General features: G+C 70.4%; 14 protein-coding genes and 3 tRNA genes. 12 read left to right on the top strand and 5 right to left on the bottom strand.

Going from position 1 to position 15,664, the window contains the following annotated elements:
* Positions 1-600: 600 nt before the first annotated feature.
* A tRNA-Arg gene (locus K6T36_RS13025) sits at positions 601-673 on the bottom strand.
* 130 nt (positions 674-803) lie between these two features.
* Here K6T36_RS13025 and K6T36_RS13020 point away from each other — a divergent pair.
* The 4 genes from K6T36_RS13020 to K6T36_RS13005 all read left to right on the top strand — a co-directional run bounded on the left by K6T36_RS13020 (position 804) and on the right by K6T36_RS13005 (position 4,482).
* A complete protein-coding gene (locus K6T36_RS13020) occupies positions 804-1,322 on the top strand; it encodes a hypothetical protein (protein ID WP_222921653.1) in 519 nt (172 codons plus the stop codon).
* A 158-nt stretch (positions 1,323-1,480) separates the two neighbouring features.
* The gene (locus K6T36_RS13015; RefSeq protein WP_222921652.1) at positions 1,481-2,932 is read left to right on the top strand and encodes a single-stranded DNA binding protein; all 1,452 of its coding nucleotides are present in this window, start codon (positions 1,481-1,483) and stop codon (positions 2,930-2,932) included.
* Between the two features lie 99 nt (positions 2,933-3,031).
* Positions 3,032-3,466, top strand: a complete 435-nt coding sequence (locus K6T36_RS13010) for a histone family protein (protein WP_222921651.1) — start codon at positions 3,032-3,034, stop codon at positions 3,464-3,466.
* A 2-nt stretch (positions 3,467-3,468) separates the two neighbouring features.
* Entirely contained in the window at positions 3,469-4,482 is a 1,014-nt protein-coding gene (locus tag K6T36_RS13005; RefSeq protein ID WP_222921650.1) for a histone deacetylase family protein, read from the top strand.
* A 55-nt stretch (positions 4,483-4,537) separates the two neighbouring features.
* On the opposite strand, the gene cca is transcribed toward K6T36_RS13005, so the two are convergent.
* Positions 4,538-6,007: a CCA tRNA nucleotidyltransferase gene (cca, locus tag K6T36_RS13000; protein WP_222921649.1), complete on the bottom strand. Its 1,470-nt coding sequence runs from the start codon at positions 6,005-6,007 to the stop codon at positions 4,538-4,540.
* Between the two features lie 159 nt (positions 6,008-6,166).
* On the opposite strand from cca, the gene K6T36_RS12995 reads away from it, so the two are divergent.
* Positions 6,167-6,269, top strand: a tRNA-Asn gene (locus K6T36_RS12995).
* Positions 6,270-6,374: 105 nt separating this feature from the next.
* Positions 6,375-6,478, top strand: a tRNA-Ile gene (locus tag K6T36_RS12990).
* A gap of 256 nt (positions 6,479-6,734) precedes the next feature.
* On the opposite strand, the gene K6T36_RS12985 is transcribed toward K6T36_RS12990, so the two are convergent.
* Positions 6,735-7,610, bottom strand: a complete 876-nt coding sequence (locus K6T36_RS12985) for a DUF6663 family protein (protein ID WP_222921648.1) — start codon at positions 7,608-7,610, stop codon at positions 6,735-6,737.
* An 84-nt stretch (positions 7,611-7,694) separates the two neighbouring features.
* On the opposite strand from K6T36_RS12985, the gene K6T36_RS12980 reads away from it, so the two are divergent.
* From K6T36_RS12980 to K6T36_RS12970, 3 genes are read left to right on the top strand one after another with little or no spacing between them, the layout of a single operon-like run.
* Positions 7,695-8,192: a phosphate-starvation-inducible PsiE family protein gene (locus K6T36_RS12980; RefSeq protein WP_225935126.1), complete on the top strand. Its 498-nt coding sequence runs from the start codon at positions 7,695-7,697 to the stop codon at positions 8,190-8,192.
* Positions 8,193-8,250: 58 nt separating this feature from the next.
* Positions 8,251-8,991 carry a metallophosphoesterase gene (locus tag K6T36_RS12975; protein ID WP_222921647.1) on the top strand — a complete coding sequence of 247 codons (741 nt, stop codon included), beginning with the start codon at positions 8,251-8,253 and terminating at the stop codon, positions 8,989-8,991.
* 60 nt (positions 8,992-9,051) lie between these two features.
* Positions 9,052-9,291, top strand: a complete 240-nt coding sequence (locus K6T36_RS12970) for a hypothetical protein (RefSeq protein ID WP_222607016.1) — start codon at positions 9,052-9,054, stop codon at positions 9,289-9,291.
* On the opposite strand, the gene K6T36_RS12965 is transcribed toward K6T36_RS12970, so the two are convergent.
* Together K6T36_RS12965 and K6T36_RS12960 are read right to left on the bottom strand one after the other, a co-directional pair.
* Positions 9,292-10,200, bottom strand: coding sequence for a metal-sulfur cluster assembly factor (locus tag K6T36_RS12965; protein WP_222921646.1), 909 nt, complete (start codon positions 10,198-10,200; stop codon positions 9,292-9,294).
* Positions 10,200-11,270: an amidohydrolase family protein gene (locus K6T36_RS12960; protein WP_222921645.1), complete on the bottom strand. Its 1,071-nt coding sequence runs from the start codon at positions 11,268-11,270 to the stop codon at positions 10,200-10,202. Before K6T36_RS12960 ends, K6T36_RS12965 begins: the two co-directional genes overlap by 1 nt.
* 186 nt (positions 11,271-11,456) lie before the next feature.
* On the opposite strand from K6T36_RS12960, the gene K6T36_RS12955 reads away from it, so the two are divergent.
* From K6T36_RS12955 to K6T36_RS12945, 3 genes are all read left to right on the top strand, one after another.
* Positions 11,457-12,497 (top strand): NAD(P)-dependent alcohol dehydrogenase, encoded by a 1,041-nt coding sequence (locus tag K6T36_RS12955; RefSeq protein ID WP_222921644.1) that lies wholly within the window; start codon positions 11,457-11,459, stop codon positions 12,495-12,497.
* An 87-nt stretch (positions 12,498-12,584) separates the two neighbouring features.
* Entirely contained in the window at positions 12,585-13,784 is a 1,200-nt protein-coding gene (locus tag K6T36_RS12950; RefSeq protein ID WP_222921643.1) for a thiamine pyrophosphate-dependent dehydrogenase E1 component subunit alpha, read from the top strand.
* A 102-nt stretch (positions 13,785-13,886) separates the two neighbouring features.
* Positions 13,887-15,572, top strand: coding sequence for a potassium channel family protein (locus K6T36_RS12945; RefSeq protein ID WP_222921642.1), 1,686 nt, complete (start codon positions 13,887-13,889; stop codon positions 15,570-15,572).
* Positions 15,573-15,664: the final 92 nt, after the last annotated feature.

Genomic DNA, 15,664 nt, shown 5'->3' with positions numbered 1-15,664 from the left:
AGACCGCGACCGTGAACGGGGAGCGAAGCGACCCGTGAACGAGCGAGTGTGAACACGGCCGGACGTGACTGAACGAACGAAGTGAGTGAAGGAACGTCCGGACGGAGATTTGAACTCTGAACAGACGGTCCCGCTCGCTTCGCTCGCGGGCTGCGACTGTTCGATTCAAATCTCCGTGTATAGACTGAAATTCGGCGCGGACGACTCGCTTCGCTCGTCGTCGTTGCGCCTCGAAAACGTCCGGACGGAGATTTGAACTCACTCACTTCGCTCGCTGACGCTCGCTCGTTCGCTGCTCAAATTTCCGTATGCAGAGCGATAACCGCGCCGCGTCGTGCGAGCGACAGAAGTCGCTCGCAGTGTGGCGGCGCGGTAAGAACGTCCGGACGGAGTCCACGCGAACGAAGTGAGCGTGGGCACGTCGGACGTGACTGAACGAACGAAGTGAGTGAAGGAACGTCCGGACGGAGATTTGAACTCTGAACAGACGGTCCCGCTCGCTTCGCTCGCGGGCTGCGACTGTTCGATTCAAATCTCCGTGTATAGACTCCAATGGCGACACTGCTCCTCGCTTCGCTCGTCGCGTTGTGTCGCCGAAAACGTCCGGACGGAGATTTGAACTCCGGTCCCTGGCTCCGCAAGCCAAGAGGATAGTCCACTACCCTACCCGGACTCAACTCAACCGACGCCGGGGCCACGTAAAGGGATTCCGATCCGACCGACCCGTGCGACCGACCGCCGTGGCACAAAGGCCCGCTTGTGTCTACGTCGAACTTTTGCGTTCAGCCGAGGACCGGTGAAACATGGACAGACGCACCGTCCTCACGCTCGTGGCCGGTGCCGGGTCGACCGCGCTGGCGGGCTGTACCGGCGGCGGTGGATCGGGCGGCGGCGACGAACCGACGACCGAACCGTCGGAGACGCCCACGAAGACGCCAGCCGGGACGGGGCCGCCGACCGACACGGGGACGGGATCGCCGTCGGTCGTCGACCGGTCGTTCGCTCGCACCGGCGACGCGAGCGAGCCCGGTGAGTCCGCAAGCGTCGCGTTCGGCGGCGACGCGGTGACGGTATCGGGCGTCATCTCGGGCAAGAACGGCTGCATGCAGGCGTCGCTGAAGTCGGTCGAGTACGATGCCGACGCCGACGAACTCCGCGTCCGCGTGGAGACGGTCCGGGAGGGCGGGGACGTCTGCACCCAGCAGATCGTCTACCGCGAGTACGAGGCGTCCGTCACCTTCGAGGGCGGCCTCCCGACGAGCGTCGTCGTCGAACACGAGTCGATGGACGAGGTCCGAACCGTGACCGACGTGACGCGGTGAGCGCGTAGCCTCAAATACGATCCCGACACAGCCCGCGTATGACCGACGAGTCGCCGAGCGCGGGGGGCACCGACGACGCCGGGACCGGCAGCGCGAGCGAGGGATCCGGACGAACGAGAACCCTTATGCGCGGGAGTTGCCTGGGTCCCGGTACGACTATGGGCGCTATCGAGGACGTCTACGACGACCTGGACGCCGACGTCCCCTTCGAGGAGTTCGAGGCCGCCGTCGAGCAGAAGGTCGAGGACATGGGCGGGCTGGCCGACGAGGAGACCGCGGCGATGCTCATCGCCCACGAGCTGCGCGACGAGGAGGTCAACAGCGTCGCCGACATCGAGCCGGGGATGGACGACGTGAAGTTCCTCGCGAAGGTGATGACCGTCGGCGAGGTGCGCACCTTCGAGCGCGACGGCGAGGACGAGGACGGCCACGTCCTCAACGTCGAGGTCGCCGACGAGTCCGGCCGGATCACCATCTCGCTGTGGGACCAGGTCGCCGTCGACGCGAAGGAGAACCTCCAGGCGGGCGACGTGCTCCGGATCATGGGTCGCCCGAAGGAGGGGTACAGCGGGCTGGAGGTCGCCGTCGACAAGGTCGAACCCGACCCGGACGCCGAGGTCGACGTGGAGGCGGTCGAACAGTACCGCGTCGAGGACCTCACGATGGGCGCCTCCGACGTGGACCTGCTGGGCGTGATCCTCGACACCGACACCGTCCGGACGTTCGACCGCGACGACGGCACCGAGGGGAAGGTGTCGAACATGACCGTCGGCGACGAGACCGGTCGCGTGCGCGTCACCATGTGGGACGAGATGGCCGACCGCGTCGAGGAACTGGCGGCCGGCACGACGGTCGAGGTCGTCGACGGCTACGTCCGCGAGCGCGACGGCGACCTCGAGCTCCACGTCGGCTCCCGGGGCGCCATCGAGGAGGTCGACGAGGACGTGGAGTACGTCCCCGAGACGACCGACATCGACGACCTGGAGCTGGAGGACGTGGTCGACATCGCCGGCGGCGTCATCGAGACGAGCGAGAAGCGTACGTTCGACCGCGACGACGGCTCGCAGGGACAGGTCAGGAACGTCCGCATCAAGGACGACACCGGCGAGATCCGGGTGGCCCTGTGGGGCGACAAGGCCGACCGCGACATCGACCTCGCGGACCGCGTCGTCTTCACCGACGTGGAGGTCCAGGACGGCTGGCAGGACGACCTCGAAGCCTCCGCCGGCTGGCGCTCCTCGGTGACCGTGCTGGAGGACGCCGCCGGCGGAACCGCCGACGACGCGGCCGGGGCGAGCGGCCGCGACGCGGGTCAGGGCGGCCTCGATTCCTTCGAGTCGACCGGTTCGTCCGCCGACAGTTCGTCCGAGTCGACCGCCGCGGCGACGGCCGAGGCCGACGGCGACGAGGCGACCGGCGCGGACGCGAGCGACGACGGCGGCGTCGTGGAGTTCACCGGGACGGTCGTGCAGGCGGGCGACCCGGTCGTCCTCGACGACGGCACGGAGACGCGGTCGGTCGAGACCTCGGCGAACCTCCGCCTCGGCGAGGAGGTAACCGTCCGCGGCGTCGAGCGCGACGGGACCATCGACGCCGACGACGTGTTCTGACGGGAACTTGCGGATCGCCGCGCCGGATCCGCGGGCCGCGTGGGGGCGGTAACCACGCCAACGGAAAGCGTTATACACGCCACACACCGGCGTATGTGTATGACTGTCGAGTTGCCGTTCGCACCCGTCGACGACGTCATCCGACGGAACGCGGGTGACCTCCGGGTCAGCGCCGGCGCGGCCGAGGAGTTGGCCGGACGCGTGCAACGGCACGGGGCGTCGCTGGCGGTCGACGCGGCCGAGCAGGCAGCCGAGGACGGGAGAAAGACGCTGATGCCGGCCGACTTCGGCGTCGAGCAGGTGGTCGAGCGCTCGACGCTGACGCTGCCCATCGCGCCCGTCGACCGGATCGCGCGCCTCGACATCGACGACTCCTACCGCGTCTCGATGGACGCCCGCATCGCGCTCGCGGACATCCTCGAGGACTACGCCGACAACGTCGCCCGGGCGGCCGCCCTCCTCGCGCGCCACGCCGACCGCAGAACCGTCCAGGCCGACGACATCGAGACGTACTTCGCGCTGTTCGAGGGGTAGCGATGCGGTTCGGCTACAGCGAGGCGTGTCTCGACCACGACACCGGCGACCGACACCCCGAAAATCCGGACCGTCTCCGCGCGATCAGGGAGGGGCTCAAGCGAAAACACGGCGTCGAGTACGTCGAGGCCGACCCCGCCTCGCGCGCCGCCATCGACGCGGTCCACGAGTCCGGCTACGTGGACGAGGTCGTCGACTTCTGCGAATCGGGCGGCGGCAACTGGGATCCCGACACCGTCGCCTCCGGCGGCACCTGGGACGCCGCCCGCGCGGCAGCCGGCCAGGCCCAGTGGGCCGCCGAGGAGGCGCTCGCGGACGCCGGCGCCCCCGGTCGCGACACCCCGTTCGCGCTCGGCCGGCCGCCGGGCCACCACGCCGTCTACGACGACGCCATGGGCTTCTGTTTCGTCAACAACGCCGCCGTCGCCGCCCAGTCCGCGCTCGACGACGCCGGCGCCGACCGCGTCGCGATCTTCGACTGGGACGTGCACCACGGCAACGGGACGCAGGACATCTTCTACGACCGCGGCGACGTGCTGTACGCGTCGATCCACGAGGACGGCCTCTACCCCGGCACCGGCGACGAGACCGAGGTCGGCGAGGGCGCCGGCGAGGGGACGACCCTGAACGTCCCGCTGCCCGCCGGCGCCGGCGACGCCGACTTCCTGCTCGCGATCGACGACCTGCTCGACCCCGTGCTCGATCGGTTCGATCCCGACCTCCTGATCGTCTCCGCCGGCTTCGACGCCCACCGCCACGACCCGATCTCGCGGATGCGGGTCTCCTCGGAGGGGTACGCGCTGATGGCCGACCGCGTGCGCACCATCGCCGAGGAGATCGACGCCGGCCTCGGGTTCGTGCTTGAGGGCGGGTACGGGCTCGACACGCTGTCGGAGGGCGTCGCGATGGTCCACGAGACGTTCGACGGCCGCCCGCCGATCGACCCGGACAAAGACCCCGAGGAGAAGAGCGTCCCGATAGTCGCGGAGCTTCGCGAGCGGTTCGACCTGGACTGAGGACCGGTGATCGACGCGGGCACACCGCGATGGACAGACCCGGCGGTCGGGGGTCCTACACCGACGGCTCGAAGTACTCGCGCAGGTCCGCGCCGAACTCGTCGGCCAGGGTCGCGACCGCCTCGCCGGCGAGGACGTCGTACCCGCGCTCCAGCGCCGACTCCACGCGCGCGCCGAGGGCGGCCTCAAAGATCCGCTCGGATTCGAGGACCGCGACCGCGTCGCGCTCGGCGGGGTCGCGCTCGCGTTCGACGACGTAGCGGCCGTCGGCGACGAACGGGCCGTACGCGTCGGGGTCGTCGGCGTACTTCCCGTAGAAGCCGGCCGCGTGCTCGCGGACGTGGACCGGCGGCCCCTCGTGACGTTCGACGGCGGGGAGTTCGCGATCGGCGAGTTCGACGAGCAGCACCGCACGCCGGTCGCGTTCCCCCTCGTCCCCCTCGTCGCGCTCGGCCGCGAACGTCGCGGTCCGGAGCACGTCGAACCCCAGCCCGTCGAGTTCCCGCTCGATACCGGCCAGCGACCGGCGGAGCTGGGGGTACAGCTGGTCGTCGACGATGTCGGGCGCGTCGAACGCGACCGCCAGGGGGGCGGTGCCGCGGCGGCGGACGTGCTCGCGGACCTCCTCGGGCGAGATCGGCTCGGCCGGCTCGGGGAAGAACGGGTCCGTCCGCGGGTCCGCGAGCAGGTCGCGCGCGTGGTGCTGGAGACGCGCGAGGTTGTCGCCCGAGAGCACGGCCGCGACGTTGCGCTCGGGGTCGGTCGGGTCGACGACGACGAGCGGGTCGTCGAACTCGGCGGTGCCGTGGTCCTCCGGGTCGAACCGGACCGGCGGGTGCCAGTCGGCGACCGCCTCCAGCGTCCCGCGGGCGCCGCCGTGTTCGAGAACGAGCAGCTCGGTGAGATACCCCGAGAATCCCCGGGTCCGGAGGTCGCTGCCGTAGACGCCGACGCCCTTCAGGAACGCCTTGAGGACGCGAACGTCGTCCGCGAGGTCGTCGGTCAGCCGGTCGAGAAGGTACTCGTTGTGGAACGGCGTTCGGTCGACGGACGTTCGGATCTCGGTGGCGGCGTCGACGTCGTAGCAGGGGACCAGGTCCACGTCGAAGCCGTCGACGGCGCCGACGACGTACGGGTGTTCGGCGTACTCCTCCTCGCCGTCGGGGAGCACCGCGTGGCCGACGCGCAGGCCGAGCCGCTCCAGGTCCTCCCGGGAGAGGGCCGTCGGGAACCGGACGAACAGGTCGATGTCGCGGTCGCCCGCGAGCCACGTGCCGCGGGCGGTCGACCCGACGGTGAGCACGTCGGCCTCGTCGGCGGGCGACGGGAGATCCGCGACGGCGTCGCGGGCGCGCTTGGCAAGGTCGGCGGCGGCCGCCTCCATCCGCGCGCGCTCGTCGGCGTCGGGCGTGACCCGCTCGCACACCGCCGCAAGCACCGCGTCGAGGTCGTCGCCGGCGGCGGGTTCGTCGCCGGGATCGTCGGCGTCCTCGTCGCCGTCGGCCTCGGCGTCCGGGTCGGTCATACGACGGGGTTCCGCCGGACGGGTAACGAGCGTGTCGGTCGCGCGACGAGGGACACACAGTCCGTTGAACCCGGGGACCGAATCGGTGTGCGAATCACCCGCTCGCGTCGGGGCGAAACGAAAGCACTTTCAAATTCACTCCAGTACATGCAGGTGCGAGCCGAAGTAGCTCAGCTGGTAGAGCGCCTCGCTGTTACGGGATTCAGGTCCCCTGTTTCCCGCAGAAACGAGGTGGTCCCAGGTTCGAGTCCTGGCTTCGGCGCTTCCTCGATTTCGTTCCGACCCGTGAGCCGGAGGTAAGCCGACACGCGCACGCGCTCGCCGGAAGGGAAACTACTTGACTGCGGCCCGACAACGACGGCGACGAGGGCCCATAGCTTAGTCTGGTATAGCACCCGGCTCATACTCCGACCGGTTTCGGCCGTCGGATGGGACACCGGGCGGTCGAGGGTTCGAATCCCTCTGGGCCCAGTTGTAGCGGCACAACGACGAGGAGCGTGCGGCCGCGAGGCCGCGATGCGAACGGCGAGTGCAACGAGCCGTGAGCGAAGCGACGAGTCCGTGCCGCGTCTGTGGCATGGGAGGGATTCGAGCCAGGGAGGTCGCGCGCAGGCGAACGCAGTGAGCCGAGCACGTCCGACGGTGGTTCGAATCCCTCTGGGCCCAGTTGTAGCGGCGCAGTGCGAGGAGCGTCAGGCCACCCCTGCTTCGACGCAGCCGGCGACGCTCACAGGTACGTGTCGCGGACGGTCCGCGCGAGCAGGCCGTCTCTCTCGAAGGCGATGTAGACGGCGACGAACGCGCCGTCCGGCGGGCGGAGGACGAACACCTCGCGTGGGTCGTCGTCGTCCAGGTCGTCGTTCACGCGCTCGACCAGCGGTTCCAGCGGCGTCGTCCCCGAGCGGAACTCCCCGAACAGGTCGCGGGCGCCGGCCTCGCCGAACACGTACAGCGCGCCGTTGGGCTCGCCGTCGGTGTCGCGCGTGACCCGCGAGCCCATCCCGTCGCCGGCGGCGCTGGCGTCGCGCCACGCGTCGCGGGCGGCCTCGAACATCGGCTCCGCGTCGTCGATGAAGCGGTAGCGGCTCTCGCGCTCGACGGTCAGCGACTCGACGCGCGCGAGGGGGCTGTCGCCGTCGGCGGCCCCGTCGCCACCGGCCGTCGAGTCGGGCCACCGCAGCGTCGCGGTGACGACGTACCCGGGTTCCAGCTCCGCGACCGCGTCGGCGACGGACTCGTCGTAGCCGTCGGCGGCGTCGCCGTCGGCCGCGACGCGGACCGGCTCGAACCCCTCGTCGGGTTCCGGTCCCGGTCCGGGTTCGGGGGTGTCGAGGTCGACGAACACCAGCGACCCGTCGGCCCGGTCGAGCACGCGGTAGCATCGGGGGCCGAGGCCGTCGGCGTCAGTCGAGGCGGCGGGGTCCGAGCCGGCGCCGGTCGAACCGTCGGCGACGTCCTGCGCGCCCGCGGCGTCCGAAGAGCCCGCGTCGGCTGCGGTTCCGTCGGTGTCGGTCTCCGCGTCGTCCGCGGTTTCGACCCAGTCGTCGTCGCCGTCGCCGGCCCACGGGTCGACGGGGGCCGATTCCTCGTCGTGCTCGTCCATGCTCGATGCAACCGGCCCGAGAGGCAAGCGCGTGTCGCTTCGGGGAGCCGTAGCGTTTACTCGCGGGGCGTTCGATGGGCCCGTGTGCGGATCGAAGACGCCGTCGAACCGTCCGAGCGCGGGATGAAGCTGCTCGAGGTCGGTACGGCGTACTTCCTGCTGGCGCTGTTCGCCATCGGGTTTCTCGATCTCATCCTCGTGCTCGTCGAGCTGCTCGCCAGCGGCGAGTTCACGGACCCGAACCAGGTGATCGACATCATCGACACCGTGCTCGTGTTGCTGATCATCGTCGAGATCCACCAGACCGTGGTGGCGTTCTCGCGCGACGAGCCTGTCGTTCGGATCGTCATCAGCGCCGCGCTGATCGCGATCACGCGGAAGGTGATCTCGTTTCGTCCCGGCGAGTACGCCAACATCAATGACGCGTTCGTCGCCGCCGTCGCGTTCGCGCTGCTGTTGGGCGTGCTCGTCGCGGCGTACTTCGTCGTCCGCCGGGTCGACACCGACGCGGTGACGCGCGACTCGCTCGCCGGCGACGGCGGCGACGACCGACCCGGCGCCGGACGGGAGCGCGAGGACTGAGCCGCTGCCGTGACCCGAAGCCGTCAACGCTACCCCCGAGCGCGCCCGACGGTGTCCCGTGTTGAACGCCGCCTTCCACGACCGCGGCGCGTACCTCCCGGCGGCGGACGCGCTCGTCGTCGCCGACCTCCACGTCGGCCGCGCGGAGGCCTCCGACGTGTCGTATCCGCTGGGGGAGGCGTCGGACCTGTCGGGGCGGCTCCGATCGCTGCTCGACCGGTTCGAGCCGAGCGAGGTCGTGGTCGCCGGCGACGCGCTCCACCGCTTCGATCGCGTCTCGGTCGCGGCCGAACGGTCGCTCGCCGGGCTCGTCGACGCCTGCCGCGACGCAGGCGCGCGACCCGTGTTCGTCCGCGGCAACCACGACGGGGCTCTCGGCGGGACGGCCGTCGGCGACGCGACGGCCTCGAACGGCTGGGACGCCCCCGTCCACGACGCGTACGAACTCGACGCGAGCGTTCGCGGTGCTCCCGTGGTCGTCCGCCACGGGCACGAGGCGCCGCCCGAGGACGAGTCCGCGGGGCTGTACGTCGTCGGCCACGACCACCCGACCATCGAGATCGAGGGGAAGCGCCACCCCTGCTGGCTCTACGCCGAGCGCGGGTTCCGCGACGCGGACGTGCTCATGCTCCCGGCGTTCACACGCCTGGCCGCCGGCGTCGCGGTGAACGGCATGACCGCCCGGGAGTTCCAGTCGCCGTTCGTCACCGACGCCGGCGCGCTGTGCCCCGTTGTCGCCCGCGAGGACGGCGAGGCGATGACGTTCCCGCCGCTCCGCGAGTTCCGGCGACTGTTGTGATCGTCGGTGAGCGTGCCGTGCGAGCAACGCTTTTGCGTCGAGGCGTGTGACGAGCTACCGATGGCCGCGATCAACGAGTGCCTCGGGTGCGGCGTGGACTTCGACCACAGCGACGGCGACTGCCCCGAGTGCGGGTGGAGCCCGGCCGAGTTCAGCGAGCGCGGGCGCTACGGGCTGGCCAAGGAGGGCCACGGCGAACCGGAGGACGGGGGCGACGCCGACCGTGACGGCGCGGGCGACGACCGCGACGGGGGATCGCGCGGCCCGCCGCCGGGGCCGAAGGGACTGCTCGGCTTCTGATCAGTCGGCGTCCGCCCGGTCGTCCTCGCCCGGGGTGACCGGCGCGCCCTCACGCGTCGACAGCGGCGGTCGGTCCTCGGCGTGGCGGGCGTCGTTGAGCGCGTCGCAGACGGTCCCCTGTCCCCCCATGTTGACCCCGGCGAGCCGGGTCCGCTGGCGCACGAGCTCCACCTCGTCGCCGTCGAAGGGCTCCTCCTCGGGCGTCCGGAACAGCTCGGGGTGTTCGTCGTCGAGCACGCCGGTCGCCTCGGCCTTCCGCAGGTATCGCTCGACGGGGTCGGCGTCCGTCTCGACCGCGACCGCGCCCTCGCGGACCCACACGCGGACCCTCCCCTCGGGCGCGCCCTCGAAGTCGAGATCCGAACGGGTCACCCCGGCGAGCTGCTCGCGGGTCAGTCCCGCCTCCAGCAGCGCGCCCGTGGCGTCGTGTTGACGGGCGGTGCGTGCCTTGCGGTCCAGCTCCAGCCGGACGGACTCGACGCCGCCGTCGGCGTCGGGGAACGCGTCCTCGAAGGGAAGCCCCTCGTTGATGCCGCGGTTGATCTCCCGCTCGTGCATGTGGTCTCGGAGTTCGATCGCCGCGCGAGCGACGCCGGGAAGCGATTCGACCTCCCTGCGGGCGTCGCCGGCCATCATCCAGGCGAACGCTGGCGAACACCACGCGGTCGGGAGCGTGAACGCGACGAACACCTCGTCGCCGTCGGCGTCCCCCGTGCGGTCGGCGTTCCCCTCGTCGCCGGCGGGGTGGATTTGGATCTCCTCGACGTAGTCCAGCTCGACGATGGAGGTGTCCAGCTCCGGGTCGGTGACGCGGTCGAGGCGCTCCCGGACCGCGGCGGGCGTCGTCGCGCCGGCCGGCTCCGTGTTCGTCGACGACGAGTGATCGGACGCCGAGTGCTCCGACGGCATCAGTCGTCCGCGGGCGCGGCGCTCGTTCCGCCCGCGTAGTGGTCCGCGAGCCCGAAGTCGTCCGCCACGCCGTCGGTGCGGAACTGTTCTTTCTTCGCCTCGATGTCGATGTCGTACAGCTCGGCCGCGTTCTCGCCGAGGATCTTCCGTTTGGTGTCGACATCGAGCTCGACGCCGTACTCGTCACGCTGCTCGTCAGTGAGCTCGGCGTTCATGAACGTCTCGACGAGCCAGTCGGGGTTCCACAGCGCGTAGTCGGAGCCGAACAGCAACCGATCCTCCCCGAGCCAGAAGAGGAGTTCGCCCATGATCTCGCCGAACTTCCGCGGCCGGTGGACCGCCAGCGGCGCGGCGACCGCGAGCCCGCCGTAGACGTTCGGCTCCTGGGCGGCGATCCAGCAGAAGTCGTCGAGCCTGGGGAGCCCGACGTGCTCGACCACGAAGTTCAGCTCCGGGAACGAGGTCGCCGCGTCGTCCACGTCGGCCACGTCGAAGGCGTCGCGGTTGAGCGGGCGGATCGTCGGCCCCTTGTGCGGGTGAATGTTCTCGATGCCCAGCTCCGAACACTTCTCCAGGAACTCGAACGACTCCTCGCTGTCGAGGCGCCACCCTTTCGAGTCGCCGTTCCACTCGGCGGTGTACAGCTTCACGCCCTGGATGTCGTACTCCTCCTTCTGGCGCTCCAGCTCCCGCATGCCCGCCTCGCCGTCGCGGGGGTCGAACCGTCCGTTGAGCACGAACCGCTCGGGGTATCGCTCGGCGAGCTCGGCGTTGTCGTCGATCGTGTTGAACCCGTCGGCGTAGAAGTCGTTCAGGTACGTCGGCTGGAAGATCCCCATGTCGACGGCGGCGTTGCCGAACAGGTCCTCGGCCATCCGGTCGGCGCCGTACTGCCGGTACTCGTCGAGGTCCCACTGCTTCTCCTCCGGCGTGAACCCGGTGTGGTAGTCGTAGAAACACTGGATGAACTGCTCGCCTCCCTCGTGGGTGATGTTCTCCTCGCTTGCGTCCCACAGGTGCAGGTGCGAGTCGATCACGAACAGCTCCTCCCCGTCGTCGGTGACGTACATGGTCCGTGTGGGACTTGTTTCCATACATCATGATTGTTTCGCACAGTTATCGGGGCGGACGCCCGTCGCCGACGCTCCGACCTCGTCGGCCGGGATCGCGACGCCCGGGAAACGACGCTGACGCGGGTCACACGACCGCGAGGCTTTTTGGTCTCAGCTTTCGAACCCCTGATAGGTGCTAACAGGATGCAAGCAGCCAGACTCCACGAGTACACCGACGACATGGCGACCGCCCTCAGCATCGACGAGGTGGATCGACCGACCGCCGAGGCGTCCGACGACGTGGTCGTCGAGGTCGAGGGCGCGGGGTGGTGCCAGACTGACAACCACATCATCGAGGGGATGTGGCAGGAGTACGTCCCGCAGGAGCTTCCGCTCACGCTTGGCCACGAGAACGCGGGGACCGTCGTCGAGGTCGGCTCGGAGGTGAACACGGTCGAGGTCGGCGACAGCGTGATCTGTCACCCGGTGATGACCTGCGGGACCTGCCGGCCGTGCCGGCAGGGCGAGGACATGTACTGCGAGAACGTCCGCTTCCCGGGGCTGACACACGACGGCGGGTTCGCGGAGTTCCTCCACACGAACGAACGCGCGGTGATCCCGCTCCCCGGCGACGTGGACACCACCGACATCGCGCCCCACGCCGACGCCGGGATCACGGCGTACCACGCGACCAAGAAGGCGGTCCGGGAACTGAACCCCGGCGACACCGCGGTCGTCATCGGCGTCGGCGGCCTCGGCCACATCGGGCTCCAGTGCCTCGACGCGATGAGCGCGGCCGACATCGTCGCGCTCGACCTGAAGGAGTCCGCGCGCGACCTGGCCGCCGGGCTGGGCGCACGCCACACCGTCGACCCCGCGAGCGAGGACGTGCCGGGCGTGATCGCCGACCTCACCGACGACGTGGGCGCCCAGCAGGTGCTCGATTTCGTCGGCGCGGACCAGACGACCGCGCTGGCGCCCGACATCGTCGCCGCCGGCGGCGACCACCACGTGATCGGTTACGGCGGCCACATCCACGAGCCGGCCCAGTCGCTCGTGGACGGCGAGTTCAGCTACAAGGGGACGCTCGTCGGCCGCTACACCGAGCTGCAGGAGCTGGTCGCGCTCGTCGACCGCGGCGAGGTCGACCTGCACACGAGTCGCTACCCGCTGTCGGAGATCAACACCGTCGCCGAGCGGCTCGAACACGGCGAGATCGAGGGGCGGGCGGTCATCACGCCCTGAGGCGAGGCACCCTCCCGGAGGGTGCCGCCGCCGATCCGTCGCTGCCGCTGCCGAAACGGCTACCCTGTTGCACTCTGACACGCCCGTATGAGCGACGCCGACGCCGGATCCGGCTCGGGCGGGGAGACCGACGCCGACGCCCCGCCGGACCCGATGGGCGACGTGTACCGCGTGCTGGGTCCCGACGGCGAGGTCGTCGGCGAGGTTCCGGACCTCCCCGAGGGGACGCTGGTCGACATCTACCGCGACATGGTGACCGCGCGCCGCTTCGACGAGCGGGCGATCAGCCTCCAGCGACAGGGACGGATCGGCACCTACGCCGCCATCGAGGGACAGGAGGCCAGTTCCGTGGCCGCCACGCACGCCCTCCGCGAGGACGACCCGGTCTTCTACCAGTACCGCGAACACGGCGCGGTGATCGCCCGCGGGTTCCCCGCCGAGTACCTCGCCTACTGGATGGGCCACGAGTCGGGGACCGCCGGCCTCGCGGACATCGACGTGTTCCCGCTGAACATCGGCATCGGCGCGCACCTCCCGCACGCCGTGGGCGCGGCGATGGCGTTCGACTACCGCGGCGACGACCGCGTCGCCTGTGCCCACTTCGGCGACGGCGCGACCTCGGAGGGCGACTTCCACGAGGCGCTGAACTTCGCGGGCGTGTTCGACGCCCCGAGCGTCTTCGTCTGTCACAACAACGGCTGGGCCATCTCGATCCCCCGTGACGAGCAGACCGCGAGCCCGACGCTGGCGGAGAAGGCCGAAGCCTACGGCTTCGAGGGCGTCCGCGTCGACGGGATGGATCCCCTCGCCGTGTACGCGGTCGTCGCGGAGGCGGCCCGGAAGGCGCGAGCCGGCGGCGACAGCGTGGGTGACACGGACGCCGATGACGCTCCCGCCGACCCCGACGCCGGCGGCTACGGCCACCGCCCGACGCTGATCGAGACGGTCGAGTACCGCTTCGGCGCGCACACGACCGCCGACGACCCGAGCGTCTACCGCGACGACGAGGAGTCGGAACCGTGGCGCGCGTGGGACCCGATCCCGCGGATGGAGGGGTTCCTCCGCCGTGAGGGGATCGCCGACGACGACCTGATCGAGTCGGTGCGCGAGGCGGCGGACGACCGGGTCGCCGAGGTCATCGACGCCGCCGAGGACTTCGAGGCCGACCCCGCGGACATGTTCGCGGACGTGTACGCCGAGACGACGCCCGAGTTGGAGCGTCAGCGGGAGGGGCTGCTCGCGGCGATCGAGCGCCACGGCGAGGACGCGTTCCTGCGCGAGGAGTAGTCGAGGGGCCGGCGACCGAACCGACCCCCGGGGCGACGACCGTGCCGGGCGGATCGACAGAAAACGTTTCGTGGCCCCACCCGGAAGCGAGGGCAACGCGTCATGGCGCTCCTCCCTCGCTCGATCCGGACCGGCGATCTCTCGCGCCGGCACCGGCTCGTCATCTACTACCTGATCGGGCTGACCGCGCTCGTCCTGACCTACACCGTCCTCTACAACACGGGAATGCGCGTGTTCGAGGGGCGACCGCAGTCCATCTTCCGGTCGTTCCAAACGGTCACCGAGACGATGACGACGACGGGGTACGGCGCCGACTCCCCGTGGGAGACGCCGATCATGAACCTCTTCGTCGTGTTCATGCAGCTCAGCGGCATCGGCGTCGGCTTCTTCACGCTCCGGGTGATCGTCATCCCGCTGTTCACCGGCGCCGAGGTCGACCTCGACAGCCGGCTCTCCCCGAAGCGCGATCACGTCGTCATCTGCGAGTACGACCGGGACTCCGCGGTGCTGCTCGACGAGCTCGAACAGCTCGGGATCGACTACGTGCTCATCTCCTCCGACGAGGAGGAGGCGATCGATCTCTCCGACGAGGGGTACTCGGCGATCCACGGATCGCCGCAGGAGGAAGCCACGTTCGAACGCGCGACCATCGCCAGCGCCCGGGCGGTCATCACCGACGCCGACGAGGCCAACGTCGACACGATCCTCACGGTTCGGTCGGTCCGCTCCGACGTGGAGATCATCACGCTGACCGACGACAGCACCCTGCGGGACGTGCTCCTCGCGACCGGCGCCGACAGCGTCGTCTCCCCGCGTGCCGTCCTCGGCCAGCGTCTCGCGCGGAAGGCAATGTCGCTGTACACCTCGGAGCTGCACGACACGGTCGGCATCGCCGAGGGGCTGGAGGTGACGGAGATCTCCGTCAGCCGCGGGAGCCCCCTCGAGGGGACGAGCATCCGGAACTCGCGCATCCGGGAGCGGACGGGCGCCAACGTCGTGGGCGCGTGGATCGACGGCGAGCTCCAGCTCCCGCCGGACCCCGACGCGGTCATCGGCGCGAACACGGTGCTGCTCGTGTCCGGCGACCACGAGGCGCTGGAGGAGCTCGGGGAGACCGCCCGCCCGGTCCGGTCGCGCGGCCGCGACGAGGGCGTCGTCGTCGCGGGACTCGGCGAGGTCGGACGGGCGGCGCTGTCGGTCGTCGAGGAGGAGGGCGACATCCCGGCCACGACGATCGATATCGCCGACGGTCCGGACGTCGACGTTGTCGGCGACGTGAGCTCCCGCGACACGCTCCGGGAGGCGGGCATCGAGGACGCCGGGGTGATCCTCGTGTGCGTCCCGAACGACTCGACGGCGCTGTTGACCGCGGTGCTCGCGCGGTCGCTGAACCCGGACATCGAGATCCTCGTGCGGATGAGCGACGCGAAGGCGACGACAAAGGCGCTTCGCGCCGGTGCCGACTACGTGCTCTCGGTCCCGCGGATCAGCGCCCGGATGGTCGCCCGGGAGCTTCGCGGCGAGGAGGTGCTCGGCGCCGGCAGTCAGATCCGGATCGACCGGGTGTCGGCCGAGCCGTTCGCCGGGAAGACGCTCGCCGAGAGCGGGATCTACGAGCGAACCGGCTGTCGCGTCATCGCCCTCGAACACGAGGGCGAACTCACCACGAGCCTCGATCCCGATCGGACGATCGCGGCCGAGGACCGGCTGGTGATCGTCGGCACCGACGAGGCGGTGCAGCGCTTCCTCACGACGTTCGACGTGTCGCCGCGGCCGATCGAGAAGTAGTCCGGCTCGGTCCGGTCGGATACCCGGCCCGAGCCGGTCCTCGCCGGTCGGGAGCAGACCGGGCCCGGACCGGGGCGGTCCAGCGCGATCCC

Origin of the sequence: Halobaculum roseum (genome assembly GCF_019880245.1) — an archaeon.
In the GTDB taxonomy this organism is placed as follows: domain Archaea; phylum Halobacteriota; class Halobacteria; order Halobacteriales; family Haloferacaceae; genus Halobaculum; species Halobaculum roseum.
The sequence above is the reverse complement of the archived record's forward strand: the minus strand, read 5'-3'. Positions and strand labels throughout refer to the sequence as shown.

Excerpts from the sequence above, each read along its gene's own strand:
- K6T36_RS13020 (WP_222921653.1), top strand. The coding sequence starts at position 804 with ATGGACAGACGCACCGTCCTCACGCTCGTGGCCGGTGCCGGGTCGACC.
- K6T36_RS13015 (WP_222921652.1), top strand. The coding sequence starts at position 1,481 with ATGGGCGCTATCGAGGACGTCTACGACGACCTGGACGCCGACGTCCCC.
- K6T36_RS13010 (WP_222921651.1), top strand. The coding sequence starts at position 3,032 with ATGACTGTCGAGTTGCCGTTCGCACCCGTCGACGACGTCATCCGACGG.
- K6T36_RS13005 (WP_222921650.1), top strand. The coding sequence starts at position 3,469 with ATGCGGTTCGGCTACAGCGAGGCGTGTCTCGACCACGACACCGGCGAC.
- cca (WP_222921649.1), bottom strand. The coding sequence starts at position 6,007 with ATGACCGACCCGGACGCCGAGGCCGACGGCGACGAGGACGCCGACGAT.
- K6T36_RS12985 (WP_222921648.1), bottom strand. The coding sequence starts at position 7,610 with ATGGACGAGCACGACGAGGAATCGGCCCCCGTCGACCCGTGGGCCGGC.
- K6T36_RS12970 (WP_222607016.1), top strand. The coding sequence starts at position 9,052 with ATGGCCGCGATCAACGAGTGCCTCGGGTGCGGCGTGGACTTCGACCAC.
- K6T36_RS12965 (WP_222921646.1), bottom strand. The coding sequence starts at position 10,200 with ATGCCGTCGGAGCACTCGGCGTCCGATCACTCGTCGTCGACGAACACG.
- K6T36_RS12960 (WP_222921645.1), bottom strand. The coding sequence starts at position 11,270 with ATGTACGTCACCGACGACGGGGAGGAGCTGTTCGTGATCGACTCGCAC.
- K6T36_RS12955 (WP_222921644.1), top strand. The coding sequence starts at position 11,457 with ATGCAAGCAGCCAGACTCCACGAGTACACCGACGACATGGCGACCGCC.
- K6T36_RS12950 (WP_222921643.1), top strand. The coding sequence starts at position 12,585 with ATGAGCGACGCCGACGCCGGATCCGGCTCGGGCGGGGAGACCGACGCC.
- K6T36_RS12945 (WP_222921642.1), top strand. The coding sequence starts at position 13,887 with ATGGCGCTCCTCCCTCGCTCGATCCGGACCGGCGATCTCTCGCGCCGG.